We start from the raw sequence: 19,222 nt of genomic DNA on the forward strand, positions 1-19,222 counted from the left end.
ATGCAGTATTCTTTCTTTTCACTGGCGACACTGGCAGTACTGGGACTCTCTGCAGGCACTCTTTCAGCCACTCCGGAACAGGGCGAATCCACATCCCAGAGTATATTTCAACAACTCGACAAAAACTCGGATGGCACTGTTTCAGCCGAGGAAGTCCCACAGGATAAAGAGCGGTTTTTTGACCATCTCATTCGAACCGGTGACCAGAACAAAGATGGGAAACTCACAAAAGCTGAGTTTGAATCGAGCCTGAAAAAAGAGGATCAGAAATTTCCTGCGGCACAAGGTTCTGATCAGGACCGGAATCGTCGAGGTATGCAGGACTTCATGAGTCGCCTGGATCGTAATGGCGACAAAAAGATTTCCCGTGACGAATTGCCGGAACCACTTCGTGATCGATTGGAACCACTCTTTAAACGCATGAATACCGACGCGATTCCACTAGACGCCCTACAGCGTTTTGGAAGTATGAATCGAGGCAGACCGAACGGAGACCGTAAAGAACGTCCGCGCCCGAGTGATGATAAAATGGCGCAGGATCGATACGAGCGTTTTTTCCAGTCTCTGGATACCAATAAAGACGGTAAACTGACCATGGACGAAGCTCCTGAAAGGGGTAAACAGATCTTGAAGCAGATTTATCGGCAAGCCAATAAAGATACGGATACACCACTTTCCAAACAGGAATTTACAGAAGCGGTCAAACAATCCCGATCTGAGCGGAGACCCGGCGACCGTGGACAGGATACCGAAATGAAACGTCCTGAAATGAACAATCGTCCCGAGGGTAGACGCGGTGATTCTCAGGGAAGAATGCCCCAACCAGCGTTCATGAAATCACTCGATACAAATCAGGATGGTAAACTGGATTCCAAAGAACTGGAACAGATGAAAGATCTGTTGAAAAAACTGGACCGTAATGAAGATGGTTCACTGGATCTGCGAGAATTGATGGGGGGCGACCGTGGTGGATTTAGCCCACGTGGTCGGCAACGTGATCGGATGAATCGTCCACGACGTCCCTCGGCTGACACACAGGAAAACAAAAAACAACCCGAGAGTGATTCTAAAAAACCAGATGCTTAGACTGTGTCCCGTTTTACAGTAGCGTCTTCAGGTACAGACTCACGAACTTCTTCTGTGATTAAGTCTGATTTTGAGAGGCAGTTTGCTCCAACGCGGGTAAACTGCCTTTTTCTTTCTGCAGGTGTTGAACCCAGGCAGGAGGTAGATTGCACCAGACCCAGCTGCGGCGAATCCGGAATTGACGCGTATAGTCGCCCATAATCTGATCAATTTCACGAATTCGCAGATTCTCGTCACCCCGTGAGACAACTTTGCGGACGGGGCGTACATACATGTATTCAAAATAAGTCAGGACGCCTCCCGGTTTAAGTAACCGAAAGTACGCTTTGAAAATATCGCTGACCAGCTCCGTCGGAAAATTATTTAAAGGCAGGCCGGATACAATATAATCGTATTCCTCTGCTGCGCCATAATCCTGTAAGGGACAATTATGGATCGCGGTCTGATGTTTGATTTCCTGAAAACCTTGTTCGGTATCGAAGCGCTTATGCAGGATCTCGACAAATTTATCATTCAACTCGACCAGATCGAGTTGATCGCCGGGACGTATCTGCTTGACGATCTCTCTGGTAACGGCGCCAGTACCAGGGCCGATTTCCAGAACTTTCTTGGAGCCCAGATGTTGCTTCATCGGCCCGGCCATATTCGCGGCCAGAAAACGGCTACTGGGAGCAATCGCACCTGTGGTTTCGAAAGTGGTCCGAAACTGCCGAAAGAATTCCAGATAATGTGACAAGATTATAATTCCTGATCGCTACACTAGATGAATTGGAAAAGATACCTGACGACTAAGAAAGTGCCTGACGGCGTAATGCCCCGATTTCACGGGCCTGCTGTAAAATATCAACTCCCACCGCCTGGCTCCAGGCAGTCAGCAGTTTCTGGTAAACGGGGCCGGGAATACCCTGTGACAACTGGTGATCTTCAAAGCGGGTGACAGGCATCAGACAATATGCTGTCGAGGACGTCAATGCTTCGTCCGCTTCGAGAATCATATTGGGAGAAATATCTGCCTCCTGATAGTCCAGCCCCAGCTGTTTTGCTAACCGCATTACCATTTTCTGACTGATTCCCCCGAGAACGTATTCAGGACGCGGTGAAAGAATCTGAGTTCCCATTATCAGAAAAAAGTTACCTACTGTGGTTTCAGCCACATAACCTGCCGGGTCAAATAATAAGGCAGAAGCCTGCGGGTTTTTCTGGCGAACCAGTTTGTCCGCGCGATAGAGATGAATTCTGCTGCGTGATTTGACCCCCGGATCAAAAATATTCGCGTTGAGTGGCAGAACCTCGGATCTTAGCAGATTCTGTCCACTTGAGTATTTTTGATCCCAGAGTTCAAAAGCCAATGGGAACGTGTGCACACAAACCGTCGGAGTCTGACAGGCCTCAAGTTCAGCCAGCCCCAGATATGGCAAATTGTGACCGGCTGTTATAAAGACCGTTAAACCCAGATCATGCTGGTCAGGTAACAGCGCGGCATTTCTTTCAACCAGCGTTTCACAGATCTGTTTCAGTTCCGAGACTGGGACAGGAGATTCAATGCCCACATACTCCAGTGCGTTAAACAGACGCTCCAGATGATCATCCAGCATAAACAACTGATGTTGGAACGTTCGCACCATCTCTGTGACAGACGCACCATACACAATTCCCAGATCGGTTACCGACAGCCTGGCTTCAGAGTCGGGAATGAAGGAACCGTTCAAATAAGCCTGAGCTTCGGTCATGGAGAAAGATTCGTTCTGGAAAGAGAGATCAGTAACAATTAAAACAGCTCTTCAGCTGCAGATCAGTATCCGTAATACACAACAGGCTGCGAATAAGCCGGATATGAATGGACAGGATACGGCGTAGGAGGAGGATTTGTCGCGGGATATTGCGAATTTAAATACGGTCTCCTGCCAAATAACCGGACCTGTAAATACATGGTATTGGCAATCATGCGGCATCCCAAAGGAAATGCAGAGTTGTCACACCTGCGATGTAATTCATTCCGCAACTGTAAATCACAATACCGGCGATTGATACCCGGAATCTGATAGCAGCGGTCATGCTGAGAACAGCTGCCTCGAAAATCCGCTCCCATAAATCCCTGGGGCGTCAACATCTGTAGCAGGGGAGCACCATCCGGTCCGCAGGGATATCCGTTTCCACAGGACTGCGCCTGCAGTTCAGAACTCGCTGAGCAGATGCAGGCAAAACAGAACATCCACCACACAACATATTTCAATATCATGACATAACCTGAATCCACATCTGAAAATAAGTCAACCAGGATCTGGCACTGTTCAAAAGCTCGTACCAGATCGGTCGGTTGATTTTCCCTACTTACCAGTCCAATCGCAAGTTTCTTTTGCTCCTGTCACTAAATTCCTGTCAGAAAAGGGTCTGCAGGCGTGATAGTTGACAAAAAAATGAACCAGTCATATGACTTCTGAGTCCGACCTCGATATACTGCGAAGGAGAATGATTGGTCTAACTTGAGATATACCAATCATTTTTTTACGATTTCAATGGACGTAACTGCATTGATGATTAAGTAATTCGAAGAAATGGAATCAGATAAAAGGATTGAGCAAGATGGCGATACCAACCATTCAACCAGGTCAGACGAAAATTGGCTGGATTGGAACGGGAGTGATGGGAGCCAGTATGGTCGGCCACCTGCTGGACGCTGGTTTTACGGCAACTGTGTACAATCGCAGTAAATCCAAAGCAGAGCCACTGATCAAAAAAGGGGCTAACTGGGCGGATTCTCCCAAAGAGGTTGCGGAAAAATCAGACGTCATCTTTTCGATCGTTGGCTTTCCTGCGGATGTCAGGGAAGTACTCCTCGGGGAGCAGGGTGCTCTGGCCGGCGCGACAGCTGGCAAGATTCTGGTTGACATGACAACCAGTGATCCTTCTCTGGCGGTAGAAGTAGCGGAAACAGCACAGGCTCAGGGTGTCTATAGTGTTGACGCTCCGGTTTCCGGCGGAGATGTCGGTGCCAAAAACGGGACTCTGTCCATCATGATTGGTGGCGAAGAAGCGGTTGTGGAGGCACTCAAACCCTGTTGGGATGCCATGGGGAAAACGATTGTCTATCAGGGGGGCCCGGGATCAGGGCAACATACCAAGATGGTCAATCAGATTCTCATCGCGACCAACATGATTGGCGTCTGCGAAGCGTTGCTGTACGGCTACAAGGCAGGTCTGGATCTGCCCACAGTCCTGGAATCAGTAGGCAGTGGCGCAGCTGGCAGCTGGTCTCTCTCGAATCTGGGCCCACGGATTATGGACAACAATTTTGACCCTGGTTTCTTTGTAGAACACTTTATCAAAGACATGGGAATTGCACTGGCAGAGGCCAAAGCGATGAACCTGAGTCTTCCCGGTCTGGCATTAGGGCATCAACTCTATCTGGCCGTCCAGGCACAAGGTCATGGACGGGACGGAACACATGCTTTGCAGCTCGCTCTGGCATCATTATCGAATGTTGACTGGGAACAGCGGGCATAGGCATCAAGTCATTCTCAGCTGGTCATAAAGAAGAACTGAACCAGCCAATCTGAACTGGCTGGAAGAATTTGTATTAAGGTATTAAAAGCATGGCGAATCAAAGTGACCTGTTCGCAGGTCTTGCGGTAGCAATGATCACCCCGTTTCAAAATGGTGAAATCGATGAGACAGCGCTCCGCGCTCTGGTTGATTATCACGTGGAACAGGGAACAGACACCTTGTGCCCCGTCGGGACAACTGGTGAATCTCCAACACTTTCCCACGATGAACACAAACAGGTAATCTCCATCGTCTGCAAACAGGCGGCCGGTCGGATTAAGGTGATGGCGGGAACGGGATCGAACAGCACGCGTGAAGCCATCGAGCTGACTAAATACGCACAAGAGGCAGGTGTCGACGGTGCCCTGCATGTGGCCCCCTATTACAACAAGCCTACGCAGGAAGGATTCTTCCAGCATTATCAGGCCATTGCGGAATCGGTTGATATCCCGATCGTCATCTATAACATTCCCGGACGAACAGCGAAAAACATTGAACCAGAAACGATTATTCGACTGGCTGATATTCCCAATATCGTCGCTGTTAAGGAATCCACGGGCTCCATGGATCAGGCGTCGCATATCCTGTCTGCCTGTGATCTGGCTGTTTTATCCGGCGATGACAGCCTGACTCTGCCGTTAATGGCATTAGGTGGGAAAGGCGTGGTTTCTGTCGTGGGTAATATTGTTCCCGGCGATGTGAAAAGTATGCTGAACGCGTTCAATGCTGGAGATTTAGCGCTCGCCCGCGAATGGCATTTCAAACTGTTTGGTCTCTGCCGGAATCTATTGGGGCTGGCGACCAATCCCATTCCCATTAAAGCGGCCATGCAGTTACTGGGGCGCGACAATGGTGAAGTTCGTCTGCCTATGACACAGTTAGACAGTGGTTCAATGCAGGTTCTGGAAAAAACCCTGCGGGATTATGGTCTGCTTTAAGAATTCCGCTAAACTAAACAGCATTAACAGTTGCTCCGGGTGAGAGACTCCAGGATCAATTTTCAGTTAGGCACTTAACCTGTTTCAAGAGGTATCTCTGGTGATATTTGGCTTTGGAAAATCCCGGGAAGATGATGATGATGATTTCGAAGAAGAAATCGAACCGGTCTCGTTTCAAGGGGCACTCAATGGTCAGCCTGCGAATCTGAAAGACAATGCCCGGCTGGTAAAAGCAGGTCTGATGACTGCGAAAAATATCGTTACCGATGGATTGGCGTTGCGTGCAGAATACATGCGGTTTGAGCCCAAGGGTGAACGATACCAGGTTCTGTTTTATGTGGATGGAGTTCCCAATCCCGGCCCGAAACTATCCAAGCAGCAGGGAATGGCTGTCGTGCAGGTCATCAAGCTGTTATCAGGACTAAACATCCAGGAACGCAAGCGTCCTCAGTCAGGCGGAGTCGCTGCGGAACTGGAAGAAGTATCCTATCAGTTGAGAGTGGCAACCGCGCCGACACCAGGCGGAGAGCGTCTATCCATCAAAGCGATCAACATGAAATATCCACTGGATCGCGCTGATGACATCGGAATTACCGAAGAAATCAAAGACAGGATCCGCGACTTGAGTCAGGGACGAAATGGGCTGATCATGATCAGCGGCCCCCCGAATTCCGGCACGACCACCACGACCATCGGTGTGGTACGTTCGGTTGATGCTTACCAATACACGATCTTTGCATTGGCAGATCCCGAACATCGCGAGCTGAGTCATATTGCAACCCTGGACAAAAAAGAAGGGGACACATTTGATGATGAATTGCGCCGCATCATCCGAATGGAAGCGGATATCATTTACCTGAATCCCATTACGGATGAACAATACGTCGCCAGTATCCTGAATGTCGCTGACGAAATTACGATGATTGCGGAACTTTCAGCAAAAGATGCCATTGCAGGTATTATGAAATACAGCAAACTGGCGGGCAGCCTGGAAAAGGGCGTGAACTCGCTCAAAGCTGCGATTGGTCATAAACTGATCAGAACCCTGTGTGATCAATGCAAAGAAGCTTTTCGCCCCAACCCGAAGCTCATTGAGAAAATGGGACTCCCCAAATCCACTAAAATGCTTTATCGTCCTCCCCGCCAGACCGTCGATGATGATGGCAATGAGATCGAACCGTGTGAAAAGTGTGATGGCCTGGGATATTACGGTCGTACACTCCTGCTGGAAATGTATGATATGACTGATGAAATGAAGAAGTTGATCATCAGTGGCGCTGAACCTGCGAAAATCAAAGCCTTCGCCAAAAAACAGGATATGCCTAGCTTCCAGAAAGATGGCATCCGACTGGTTGCCGAAGGTAAAGTTTCAATGGACGAATTGCAGCGCGCGTTCAAATCGTAATAGAAACCACGATTTAACCAGCAGAATTGACTTCAAAGATCGCCTGTAAGATCAGGGAAAATGCGCAAATCTTTCGGGCTGATCAAGCCGATAACATGCTACGCACCTCCTGAATCATCCTCTCAAATATCTCATCGATTCTACCTTTCAAACGTTGTTCACTTTCGCGAGGTTTCCGATGTTCACACGATCTTCGATGATTGTGCTCTTTACGATTCTTGCTGGATTCATCGCATATCCTTTTATCACTTCGGTTTCAGAGCAAAGCAGAGAAGTACAACCAGAGGCTATACCTGAATTCTATAGCAGAGATGTAGTACAGTATTACCCTGCTGATGTTGAAGAAGAGCTTGCTAACCAGTGCAAAATTGTGGAAGCTTATAAAATCGAATCCGCACGACGATCTGCCCATTCCGAACTCAAGTAAAACTTCCGTGATTCAAGCCACTGATCTGTCTTTGTGTCTATCAATTTCGTGTGAAATCGGTGACATCTCAATACGGAATCCTTAAACAGACCGTGAACACAGTGCCCACATGTCCACAACCCGCCATATCTATGTTCTGCAGACTTTCTTTATACAAAATCTTGTCCGATTAAGCAGAATATACCGAAGATTCCGGTTTTACGTGTCGATAAAAGAAGTACACACGTTGTAGTTTTGTGTGGCCTTGCAATCACTTTTTATCGAAGTGACTGGATTCAGTACACGGATGGACTGTTCCCAAGGTGTTCCCGGCTCCTGTCTTACCCTGTTTACACGTCTCCCCAACAGGTGCCATTCGACAACTTTATCATTCCGAGGAAAATCATGGTGATTCGCCAGCTAAAAAATTGGTCAGGTGTTGGAGTTCTGGGTTTGGCATTAATCGGATTAACCAGCACCGGTTGCCAGTCCAGCATTGGTGGCCAGACATTGCCTTCAGCGTATTACCTGAATGACGATGTGCAGTTCTACCCGGCAGGACCTGAAGAACAGCTTTATAATCAGCGGGAAGTACTGGAACAATACAAACTGGAACGCAAACTCCAGCAGGATCAATAATCAAAACTGAGAACTCCAGCAGGCGCGGTTTCGACCAGCCTGCTGTTTTCACCATCAGCGACTCCAAACAGGGGGGACCCTTTCGCGCCATAAGACAGCTCAATGCACTAATTTCATTTGAGCTGTCAGCGAAAGGACATTAGCCGGACGCAGAGAACGGGACTCTCGCCCGGCTTTTTTCTTTTATCGCTGCTGGTCTCTGTTCTGATTTACTGCACTACCCCAAAAGAGCGATTGGATACGAGCAGAAGGCGCTTCGGTTAAATGTGATACACGCTAAAGTGTTTTCGACATCTTGTCTGCCAGGCGTGTCAGAGCCGGGCTCACGTCGGTTGGATTGAGATGCACATTGATCACGCTCAAACTGTCCTTATTCGCCAGGGCGGCCTTGATGGCTTTCTCCAGATCACCTTCCGTGCGGACCTCAAAGCCCCAGCCACCGCCGATCAGATCCGTAATATTATGATATTTCCAGTCGGGAATATCATTGAATGGACCATCCTGTAGAAATCGTTCGGTTGTGTACCCCTTGTTATTGAGCACGATCACAATCGGGTTGAAACCCAGTTTGAGTGCCGTCGAAAGCTCGAGGCACGTCATCTGAAACGCGCCATCGCCAACCAGCACAATCGGTCTCAACTTCTGATTAGCAACCTGTGCTCCCAGAGAAGCAGGAATCGCAAACCCCATTGAAGTATAGTAGGCAGGACTGAGAAACTTGGTATGGGTATTGATCATCAGATCGACCGCTCCGAACAGACAGTCACCGACATCCGTTACCACCACCGTTTCATCTGTCAGAATCTGGTTGATGCTTTCAAAAAGATGTTTTGTCGTGACAGGCTGGGCCGGTTTGACTTTGAACTCCAACTGCTGCGGACGGACATTATCGGGGATTTTCCGAGTGACCACTTTCATTTTCTGTTTTTCCAGGGCAGTAACAAAGTCCGAGAAAATGACATCATGAAAATGATGATAACTGATTCGTAATTTTTCGCTGGTAGCATAGATACATTTGCCCGGGTCCAGATGGGCTGTATAAATCCCGAGATTAATGTCCGTCATAAAGGTCCCCAGAAGTATGACACAGTCACTCTCTTCGACATACTTCTGCACCTCGCTTCGCCCCATCGCACCTTCATACACTCCCAGGTAAAGCGGGTGGGATTCGCTCACTACCGACTTACCCAGAATTGTGGCGCACATCGGAATATTGAATTTTTCAGCAAACCGGAGCACCTCTTCGCGCAGACCAAAGCGATGGACTTCCACACCCGCGATGATCACAGGCTTTTTACTGGCCTCAATTAATCCTTTTGCTTCTTCCAGCGATTCTCGCAATGCATTTTCATCACTGACTGGCTGACTGTCATCGGGCACATGGGGTATCACAGCCTGCTTGTGAACGCAGTCGCGAGGCAATTCCAGGTAGACCGGCCGCTTAAATCTGACACATGCCTCCAGGCACCGATCGATTTCCTGGAAAGCCGTCATGGGATTATCGAGTAAAGCTGTTGCTACCGTAATTTTTTCGAAGACTTCGCGCTGCGTATTAAAATCTTTCACACGATGATGGAGCAGGGGGTCTGTCGCCCGTTCTGACATGCCCGGTGCCCCACTGATCACAACTACCGGAGATTTTTCTGCATACGCACCCGCTATTGAATTACACAGACTCAACCCACCTACACAATAGGTTACACAGACTGCTCCCAGACCGTGAACCCGCGCGTAGCCATCCGCAGCATAGCCTGCATTATCTTCCCGAGTTGTTCCCACAACACGAATCGGACTTTCTTCCAGCATCCCATAGAACTGCAAGACGAAATCGCCGGGGATACCAAATAGATCCGTAACGCCATAATCCTGTAATCTCTGCACGAGATAGCTGCCAATGGTGTGCACTTTTCCATTCTGCTTCTCTGCTTTAGTGCGGGAAGGCTGTTTTGAGGAAATACGCGATTTCGTTGAGGAGGACTTAGAACTGGTGGTGGATTTTCGAGCTGACATCTCAATTCCTTCCTTGCAGATATGATAATTCAATCAGAGAAATTGTGATCAAAGAACTGCCTATGTTTATTATAACATTCACGCGAGCGTGTATAAGGGGTAATCCCATAAACTATTTACAGAATGGTAGTTATGAGCCTGAGTACTCACGGAAGACAGGTGCGCAAAATCCAACACACTCAACGCTGAATCAGTTTTCTGATTCTTCTGCGTTCTGCGTGCTTTACCGGAGTCGGTTCACCGGCGGGAGTGACGGGGAGCTCACCAGTGTCCCCAAACTGCCCCCAATAGCTGCATAAGAGACGATAGCAGTCGAGATAGCGCTGTGAATCCCAGGCAAGAGACAGCGTTGAGACCAGCTTCGTCAACTGACGATCATCCTCAGGCGAAATCTGATGGATCTGCAGATCAACATCATCAATCCACAATTTTTCGGAGCCCAGTTTCTCGACGACGATATGGGCATTCTGAATTTGATCTGCTGGTATATCTTTGACACGAAACAGATATTTGCGCCAGTGCTGATCTACAGAAATAATCGCTGACTGCACTTTCAGCTTTCCATTCTGCTCCGCCTCTAATGCAATCCGAACTCGCATATCACTGGCTTTGGACTTCATCCAGACACTCATACTCAGATAGCGGGAATCCTGGAGTGGAATTTCATTTGTACGAAGGAAATTATTTCCCGGCGCACTTCCCAGCACCAGTGATGTTTTACCAGAATGCGCTTCGGTCGAATCAATCGTCCAGGCATTGCCTTGGGAAACCTTTGACTCCCAGCCAGCCAGAATATAGTCGCGTGAACTTTTACTTTCAAAATCTGCATGAAAGACAACGGCTGTCAACTCATCCATGGACTGATGAAGCTTCACCAGACTTTGTTTTTTCTGCTCAATTTTGGCCTGCAGGTGCATGCGGTCCTGTTCAGCAATATTACAACGAACCGCCTCGATCTGTATCTGCGAATCATCTATCCGAAATGCCTGAAAATCAAATGGCTCCAGAGTGACTGAATACCGCCTTGAGCCTTCCCCCAGTTGCTTTGCCGTCAGAGCTTCACCAGATTTGAGATCAATCACCGGTGCCTTAGTAGGAACTGTCATTTCGAGCGTAACCTGGCATCGATAGGGGAAATCGTTCACAACATAGAAAAAGGCTTTATCTTTACCGCGGGATAAGCGGGTAATCACAGGTTGTGCTGCTACATCAATTGTCTGAAAAGGGCGTGGAGGAAGTTGCTGGAACTGGCGACGAATCGATTCCGTTGCACGTTCCTGGCCAAAGGGGATGGTCCAGCCTCCATCAAATATGAAATAAGGGTCCTGTCTGGCAATTGAATGAATATATCGGATTCGATTACTTGCCGCCGCGGGTGAGACCTGCGAAACCAGCCAGGTAAATGCCGGCTGCCAGGGAGAAATCCGATCAAATTCAGCGATCCGGATTTCGACAGGGTCGTGATAAAATAGAGCACCACTCAAGCGAGCTTTAAAGGCACCATCGACTGAGGGATGTGTATTCAGCACGTGTGCCAATGAGGAGACCTGTTGTTGCGAATCGTAATGCCCGGGCCTGAGTACAACCGCATTTTCGATCTGATCATAATGGGAAAAATCCAGACCCAGTTCCATTAAGATGGGCCGAAACATGGATCCCGCCTTGAGAGCGGTGATCACATCACCTTCGTGACTGCGGGATGGCAGTAACTCCCGGGCAGAGAAAACAATCTGCGCATCAGGTGATTCTGCCTGTAGAACATCCGCTAACAGTTGATGCAGTTCCCGGATTTTCTGACAACGCCATAAAGTCCACTGCGGTAAAGCCGTTGTCGTCAGAAATCGATAACGATCCTGATATTTGTTTACTTCCGTACTAAAGGGTATCTTGATTCCTGTCTCTTTCTGAAACTGCTGAACTGTCTGGTCATCATAGCCCCAGTCCAATCCAGGAAGTTGCAGGTAACCATTCAAGCTTAATTGAACCGCAACCCCCTGAAACGAGGGGTGCTGTTTATAACGTACCACCAGCTCACGGAATATTTTGACAATCTCAGCCTGAACCCTTGGATCAATGGGGTTATAAAAAGGAGCCTGTCCGCGCGAGGTTCCTTTTGCTTCACGCCAGGTCTGTCCGGATGAATTCACCAGTTCAATCCCTGCAGACTTTTCGGAATTATCCTGCAGCATCTGTTCCAGTGAATTCAGCATGGAAGAAAACTGTAACTCCGGAACCAGTGTTAACTTCTCCCGGTTAAATATCCGAAACAACAGTTCTAAAACATCCTTACGCACGACATCCTGCCCAGACGAATGGTAGACTCCAGAATCATAACGGGGCGTCGGTGCCAGGAACTCGGAAGGATAGATGGCACTTCCATCTGCTGAGACAGCCATCAGAACACTGTTGAAACGGTGGTATTTTAAATAGTAAGTCAGGCGCTCACCCGCTTCCCGAAAAGTCTGCCAGTCGTCCAGACTGCGATGACTTTTGCTGTCTAACACCTGAGTTGCCCCAAATATTTCCGGTAACAATGGTTTCTGCAGGTAAGGTCCGGTCAGCCGACTCTTTTCTTTACCAGAACTGTCTTCGTCTTGAGACGCAGATCGCGATTGCAATATTGCAGGGAGCTCAAAAACTTCAACTCTCGTCACCTCTGCGGGATCTGTGGAACCCAGACTATGAAACAAAAGTATGGGATCATCAACTTTAGGCCAGAAGAGTATTTCAGCCTGCAATTCTTCGGGCTGGTCTGTAGCAGACACTTCAACATCAGTCTGATAAACGCCTGCATCAATACCGACGGGAACCAGCTGGCCAGCGGCATCAGGCTCCAGAATACTGAAACCCAGTTTGGCGCCGGTTTGTATCGGGTAGGTTACAAGCAATTTATGAGGACGATGCAGATTTTTAATCCGCAAGTGGCAGGCTGACCAGGGGGGAGACTGTTTCCCCGACTGTTCGAGGGCTGGATTGGAATTAAAAAATGACTTCAATGAATTTCTGAACCGACCACCGGGACGCCTTTTAATCAGATCACGATGATCGAGAGTACCATGCAGGGAGAGTTCATCTACCAGAATCCCGGTTTCTGGAATCAATGCCTTGATGTGAGGCCGAGGCTGCGATTGCGTAACAACTGCAAACTGGACCGCGGCCTGCTGACTTCCCATTGTCATCACCAGATCGTACTCACCTTTCGCCGGTGCCCTGACAGACAGGCTAACGCCTTGTTTCAGCAGTTCCGCACGATCCTGTGTGGGAAGCGGGAGAACTCCCGACGCAACAGACTCATCTGAACGTGCTCTTTGAATATTCCAGTTCAGTTCCTTACCGGGCACCGCTGTTTTATCGAAGAGGAAATGGGGAAAAGCCTGGACTTTGATTTCTTCATCTGGCTTGAAAACAAGATGAGGATGCCTGACATGTAAGGCGAAAGAGTCGCCAGGCGCCTGCTGTACGATCAACTGGGCAGCCGTCTGATTGAGGGGAATAATTGATTTTTGAACCAGAATATCCTTCAAGTCGAATTGCTGTTTCAATGAAACATGAGGATCATCCCGATCCTGCACCAGCACCCGGAGCTTTGCATCAGCCATTCCACGAATCACAAACTCAACACTGTTAAACACGCGCCGTGAGTGTGGCTGATACCGAATCGTCTGACCTGCTGTCTTTAAGACTGCGGCTTCATCCGCATCGACGCCGAGGGATTTCACTGAAAGCAGTTCACACCCCGTCAAATCGAATTGTGCCCCCCAGTGACGGGGAACCGATTCTCCCCACTCAACACGAATCCTGACCGGAATCGTAAGCGCATCCTCAGACTCGGCGTGCGCGGGAGCGAACAGCCCCATCCAGAGAAGAGACCAAATTAATATCAATGTTCGTTTCACAGAAACCTACTTTTCCAGGTAATGGAAGTCCGGAGATTCGGGGGCCCGCTCGAATTGAGCAATCGATTGAATGCCAACAGGCTGTGAAGAAATGAACTAAAGGTGAGCGGATGGATTATATGGATTTCCCGATCCGGGCCAAGGGCAATTATTTTCTAAAAAGTACAGTAAAACATGCCCGTTTCCCCAAGAACCACCTTGACTCAAATCAATAATCATGTCAAAAAACGCATCCTCTCTCACAACTCGCTTTCGGGCTCTCAAACCAGAAGCAGTTGTCACTTTTCATTCCTGAGCTTAGAACATCTTGAGTCACTCAGTTCAACAGTTCCGGGATTGCAACAACAAATCTCACTCCTCTCAAAACTTCAATACCTACCCGGACTAATCATGATGTTAAAAAACGGTTTCTCTCTGGTGAGCGGTCTTTTCCTACTGGCATTTGCGACGGGCTGCGCTTCGTTAGTCGAAGTAACAGCGATTGAACAGTTTTCAAAAGCCATCGAAAACGAAGATCTAAAGTCGTTGAAACATCACACGACAATGAAATTTTCGAAAGTTGCATTGCGGGACAAGACTTCGATGGACGATTTGAAAATCCTCAAGATTCCCACGGGTGAAACGACGATTGTTGAGATCACAGACATCTCTGAAAATCATAAAAAAGTGGTAGCAGAAGTCGGTAAAAACAAGAAAAAGCTGCTCTACGAACTTAAGCGAGTCACCAAAACCGGAGAATGGGTTGTGGATGACATCTATATCAAACAGAAGCAGCGGAACTTAACTGTCATGAAATCAGTGACTGAGCAGATGGATTTACTGCTTACAATTCGGGAATTCGTCGCCGCGTGGGAAACGGGTAATCGCGACGACATCCTCGGTACAACAGAGGGTGAATTTAAAAAGTACCTCGAACAGTTGCAGCCTGCGTTCCTGGCAAAACTGTCCCAAAAGGTCGCTGGAGATTCCAAGAGCTCGAAAAGTCGACGCCCCGATGCACAACTGGATAAGAATATCGCAATCGTCCGTTTGCCACGCCGCTCTGGCGAAATGGTAATTTCCATGAAGCTGAAAGATGGGAAATGGAAAGCGACTGATGTTGCCGTCGAGTCACGAGTGGATGGACAACATATTGCATCAGCCAAAAAACAGGCAAATATGCTCCTGACAGTCAGTAACTTCCTTGACGCCTATAACCAGAATGATAAAGAGAAACTGAAAGAATCTTCAGCAGATCAGTTTTTTCGCGGCAGTCTCGATTTTGCCGACCTGAAACTGGCTGCTTTGCCTCAGTCGCATGATGCTGCCGTAGACTATGACCTGCGAATTGAAAACAATCTGGCTAACTTTGTGACACAGAACAATGGTAAAATGATCAATTTATCGCTGATCAAAATAGAATCAGACGAAATTGATGTTCCTGAAAAATATCTTGTAGAAGAAGTAACGCTCTTTCAGGATCAGGGGAATCAACAGGTAACGTTGACATCACTCTTCTCATCTCGGGCAATCACTCTGGTATTCAGTGAAGCACTTTCGAAGCGAGATATGAAAATTCTGGACTTCAGTTCCACCCCCGACTTCTCATCGCGCGTCTGGAAGCAAGTCGAACCTCAACTGGTCACTCAGCTACCTCTGGATGAATTTACCGAGCCAGGGTTTGAAATTCTGGACATTCAATTCAATGGTGCCATCACAAAAGTATTTGCGCGACAGGGTAATCTGCCCGTCACTTACATCTTGCGAGAACACCTGGGACAACTGCTGGTTGATGACATTCAACTGGATCTGAAAGGCCGCCCTTCGTCAGTGAAAGCTACACTGGAAATGCTGGTCCAGGTTCAGAACTATGCCTTCTCTATGCACGAACAAAATATTAGAAACCTTCAGCGTCATTCCTCACGCGACTTCAATGAGTTGGTCTGGCGACAGGTGGATCAGGTTCCCCAGACGGCCTATAACATTCCCAAACTCATGATGTCCAAGCTTAACAGTCTCGAAATCAATGAAAACGAAGGCTATTCGCGAATTCAGCTGGGAAATGAGCGGCAGGGGGCGACCGTCCTGTTTAAAAAACAGCAGGGACAGTATGTAGTGGATGATATCATGATTCATTCCGACACCATGGCCTCAAATTATCTCTCCACCAAGAAAGAACTACGCATGTCAATGGCCGCCAATGCGGGCACTCTGAAGCAGAATGCCGTGCAGGCCACATTCACCATCTCGGGCCAGACAAAACCTGAGACTCCCGCTACCACTCAGCCTGTATTCGTTCCTGAGATTCAACCGGCAGCATTTGAGATCCCCCAACAGGAGCCTTAAAACTGCTGGGAGTGATCCGATCCCTCCTCGGTATTCAAATACCGAATGTGCTTATGAACGCTGACATTGATACTTTGATATCGGGTTTTCAGGTGCCCGGTATCAAACAGATCTTCGCGTAGTATTTCCAGATCATCGGAGCCAACTGCATTCGCGAAGATTTTGGAAAGGTAGTTCACTCCCAGTTTTGAAGGCTGATAACGATGTTCATCGTAAAAGGCCGGATGCAGAGTCCGCGCATGAATTCCGCGCCAGGCATCTCTCAGTGAATTTCCGTTGATCGAACTGACGTAAAATCCCTGCTGCTCATTCCACTGTAAAATCGCGACATAGTTATTCTGCCGTTGGACCAGCAAATCAACGGCCTTGCCTCCCAGTTGCGTTGCATAGTGACGGTCAAAGCGGATCGGACGGCCACCGCGTTGTGTATGCCCGATTTTTCGCGTGAATGTTGCCTGTTTTGCGAGATCATGCCGCTTTCGGGATACGAAATAGTGATCACCCAGGGATTCGATTAACATATTCTGCAGGACTTCTGCAGCACCGCTGAAGATGACATTCCCAGCCGGATCGACACTTTTCGAAATATCCCCCAGACGTTTTCCATCCTGATCACGTAATCCTTCACCGATGACGATGACCACATTCTTCTGTATTTCATAGAGGTCGCGAACGCGACGTTCGAATCGTTCATAATCCAATGGGACTTCAGGAATCAGAATGATATCAGGCTGGCCGTACGCGGCGCCTAATGCCAGGTATCCGGATTCTCGTCCCATGACTTCAATGATGGCAATTCTGCGATGGCTTTCTGCTGTAGAACGAATTCGCTGCACTCCCTGCACACAGACGTAAACGGCTGTCGCATATCCGGGTGTTGCAAAGTTAACGATATCGTCCAGTTCCAGATCCTGCTTACCAGGCATTTTGCGATATTTATACTTCTGAGTCTCAGGATTGCTTTCGCGTACCCACTCATTGGTTTCGTCCGGGTAATTCAGTCCCAGATCATTATCGATGGTTTTGGGGGCTAAGACGCAGGGCATGAACTGCGAAATCGGCTGCATCCCGTTCAAGGTACCGTCACCACCAATGCAGATGAGCCCCTCAATTCCTAATTGATCCAGTCGCTTTTTCACCAACTGCAACTCGCCAGCATGCGATTCATCAATATAAGTACGAGACGAACCGAGAATTGTACCCCCACAGCGGGGATCGAGCTCTGGCAGCGTTGAATACAGCGGATTTAATCGAATATGGGGGACGTTGGGATCGAGTAAGCCGCCGAAGCCTTTAATAATTCCGACAACCTGTACTCGCAGTTCATTGGCTCGTTCGACAGCTCCGAAGATAGTGGCGTTTAAAGCGGGCGTGTCGCCACCTGCTGTTAGAAGTGCAATTCGACGCATCTCAATCCTTTCGTCACGCTGAAACGGGAACGCTGCTGGAAAACATCAGTCATTCTTTAGAAGGAATTCAAGTAAGCCTTCTTTCACTGCCAGGGACTACTTGAATTCCTATTTACGCTGGCGAAAGAATTGTAATAATGAGATGGAATTCTTTCGGTTGACGATTTATTTTATCAGTCTCAGAACTTCACTGACATTCCGGCAAGGAATTATGATGGAGTTCGGTCAAGATTCCATGCTAATTTTAATAATTCTTTCAAAATCGAACCGCAACGTTATTTTCCGTCAGCTCCCTGGCTTCTTGTTTTACCCATTTTGCTAGTGTTTCGAGTTGTGCGAGGTGTCACATGAAATATGTTCTTGGTTGTATTGTATCAGCGATAATCGGTGGTCTGGTTGTGGCTTCATTTGAATCATCCGGGGCTGGGATGATGTCTACCTCTGAAGCTCAGGCACCTCCCCGCATCTCAGGTCCACAAATTCTACCTCCCACTCCACTGGCCGCAGAGGCGCCTAAGTCAACAGCCAATAAGACGCTGGCCGTTCCTGAAACCGTTCTGTTCAATCAGCGTGGGTTGTCACCTGAAGAAGAGATTAACGTCAGTGTCTATGAGAAATTAAATAAAAGCGTTGTTCATATCACGACAAAGAGCACCAAAACAGATGGGTTTTTCTTGTTGGAATATGATACGGAAGGGGCCGGCTCGGGAGCGATCATTGATCAATCCGGGCACATCCTGACAAATTACCATGTGATCGAAGACGCGCAACAGGTAAATGTGACTCTCTTCAATGGGAAATCATATACCGCCAAGTTTGTGGGCGCTGATGCAATAAACGATATCGCCGTCATTAAGATTGAAGAGGAGCCAGGCATTCTGAAACCGGTGATCATGGCTGATTCCAGTAAATTGAAAGTCGGGCAACGTGTGTTTGCCATTGGTAATCCTTTTGGCCTGGAACGAACCATGACTTGCGGCATCATCTCCAGCCTGAATCGCTCCTTGAAACTGCGGGGCAACCGTACGATTAAGTCAATTATTCAGATTGATGCTGCCGTAAATCCGGGTAATTCAGGAGGCCCTTTGCTCAATTCGCATGGTCAATTAATCGGGATCAATACCGCCATTGCCAGCAATACGGGGCAAAGTTCCGGCGTGGGGTTTGCGATTCCGTCTAATCTGGTTTCACGTGTCGTCCCCCAACTTCTGACCCATGGTCACATGGTTCATCCTGAAATTGGGATTCAACGTGTTTATGAGACCGAACAAGGCCTGTTAGTCGCCAAGTTGACTCCCGGTGGTCCCGCAGAAAAAGCTGGAATCCGTGGACCGAAAGTTGAAACGAAGCGCAGGGGGCTGCTCATGGTGGAACGGATTGATCGTGCTGCCGCTGATCTGATTGTAGCCGTCGACCAGAGACCGGTAAAAACGGCATCTGACTTCCTGGACTACATTGAAAGCAAAAAGCCAGGTGATACCGTTGTGGTAACCGTACTCCGCGGCAAAGAGCAGACTCCTACGAAAATCTCGGTCTCCCTGACAGCAGGGCATAACCGGTAAAAC

13 protein-coding genes are annotated in these 19,222 nt (G+C 48.3%); 7 read left to right on the forward strand and 6 right to left on the reverse strand.

What is annotated here, in order from left to right:
- On the forward strand, positions 1–1,086 hold the full coding sequence (locus Pan161_RS02645) for an EF-hand domain-containing protein (RefSeq protein WP_197995664.1): 1,086 nt from the start codon (positions 1–3) through the stop codon (positions 1,084–1,086).
- Between the two features lie 58 nt (positions 1,087–1,144).
- Here Pan161_RS02645 and Pan161_RS02650 read toward each other — a convergent pair whose 3' ends face one another.
- The 3 genes from Pan161_RS02650 to Pan161_RS02660 form a co-directional block, all read right to left on the reverse strand.
- The gene (locus Pan161_RS02650) at positions 1,145–1,822 is read right to left on the reverse strand and encodes a class I SAM-dependent methyltransferase (RefSeq protein WP_145224054.1); all 678 of its coding nucleotides are present in this window, start codon (positions 1,820–1,822) and stop codon (positions 1,145–1,147) included.
- A 52-nt stretch (positions 1,823–1,874) separates the two neighbouring features.
- Positions 1,875–2,816: an aminotransferase class IV gene (locus Pan161_RS02655; protein WP_145224055.1), complete on the reverse strand. Its 942-nt coding sequence runs from the start codon at positions 2,814–2,816 to the stop codon at positions 1,875–1,877.
- Between the two features lie 62 nt (positions 2,817–2,878).
- Positions 2,879–3,325 (reverse strand): hypothetical protein, encoded by a 447-nt coding sequence (locus tag Pan161_RS02660; RefSeq protein ID WP_145224056.1) that lies wholly within the window; start codon positions 3,323–3,325, stop codon positions 2,879–2,881.
- Positions 3,326–3,669: 344 nt separating this feature from the next.
- Between Pan161_RS02660 and Pan161_RS02665 the strand changes: the two genes are divergently transcribed.
- The 4 genes from Pan161_RS02665 (at position 3,670) to Pan161_RS02680 (ending at position 8,017) form a co-directional block, all read left to right on the forward strand.
- Entirely contained in the window at positions 3,670–4,590 is a 921-nt protein-coding gene (locus tag Pan161_RS02665) for an NAD(P)-dependent oxidoreductase (protein ID WP_145224057.1), read from the forward strand.
- Positions 4,591–4,679: 89 nt separating this feature from the next.
- A complete protein-coding gene (dapA, locus tag Pan161_RS02670) occupies positions 4,680–5,567 on the forward strand; it encodes a 4-hydroxy-tetrahydrodipicolinate synthase (protein ID WP_145224058.1) in 888 nt (295 codons plus the stop codon).
- Positions 5,568–5,667: 100 nt separating this feature from the next.
- A complete protein-coding gene (locus tag Pan161_RS02675) occupies positions 5,668–6,972 on the forward strand; it encodes an ATPase, T2SS/T4P/T4SS family (RefSeq protein ID WP_145224059.1) in 1,305 nt (434 codons plus the stop codon).
- A gap of 859 nt (positions 6,973–7,831) precedes the next feature.
- Entirely contained in the window at positions 7,832–8,017 is a 186-nt protein-coding gene (locus Pan161_RS02680) for a hypothetical protein (RefSeq protein WP_230682492.1), read from the forward strand.
- A 276-nt stretch (positions 8,018–8,293) separates the two neighbouring features.
- On the opposite strand, the gene Pan161_RS02685 is transcribed toward Pan161_RS02680, so the two are convergent.
- Positions 8,294–10,027, reverse strand: a complete 1,734-nt coding sequence (locus Pan161_RS02685) for an alpha-keto acid decarboxylase family protein (protein ID WP_145224061.1) — start codon at positions 10,025–10,027, stop codon at positions 8,294–8,296.
- Between the two features lie 179 nt (positions 10,028–10,206).
- The gene (locus tag Pan161_RS02690) at positions 10,207–13,923 is read right to left on the reverse strand and encodes a family 10 glycosylhydrolase (protein ID WP_145224062.1); all 3,717 of its coding nucleotides are present in this window, start codon (positions 13,921–13,923) and stop codon (positions 10,207–10,209) included.
- 390 nt (positions 13,924–14,313) lie between these two features.
- Here Pan161_RS02690 and Pan161_RS02695 point away from each other — a divergent pair, with 390 nt between their 5' ends.
- Positions 14,314–16,248, forward strand: coding sequence for a hypothetical protein (locus Pan161_RS02695; RefSeq protein ID WP_145224063.1), 1,935 nt, complete (start codon positions 14,314–14,316; stop codon positions 16,246–16,248).
- Here Pan161_RS02695 and Pan161_RS02700 read toward each other — a convergent pair.
- On the reverse strand, positions 16,245–17,657 hold the full coding sequence (locus tag Pan161_RS02700; RefSeq protein WP_145224064.1) for a 6-phosphofructokinase: 1,413 nt from the start codon (positions 17,655–17,657) through the stop codon (positions 16,245–16,247). The two genes, Pan161_RS02695 and Pan161_RS02700, sit on opposite strands and share 4 nt — an antisense overlap.
- Before the next feature lie 428 nt (positions 17,658–18,085).
- Between Pan161_RS02700 and Pan161_RS02705 the strand changes: the two genes are divergently transcribed.
- A complete protein-coding gene (locus tag Pan161_RS02705; protein ID WP_232103597.1) occupies positions 18,086–19,219 on the forward strand; it encodes a S1C family serine protease in 1,134 nt (377 codons plus the stop codon).
- Positions 19,220–19,222 lie beyond the last annotated feature (3 nt).

It is taken from the genome of Gimesia algae (assembly GCF_007746795.1).
GTDB classification, from domain to species: Bacteria; Planctomycetota; Planctomycetia; order Planctomycetales; family Planctomycetaceae; genus Gimesia; species Gimesia algae.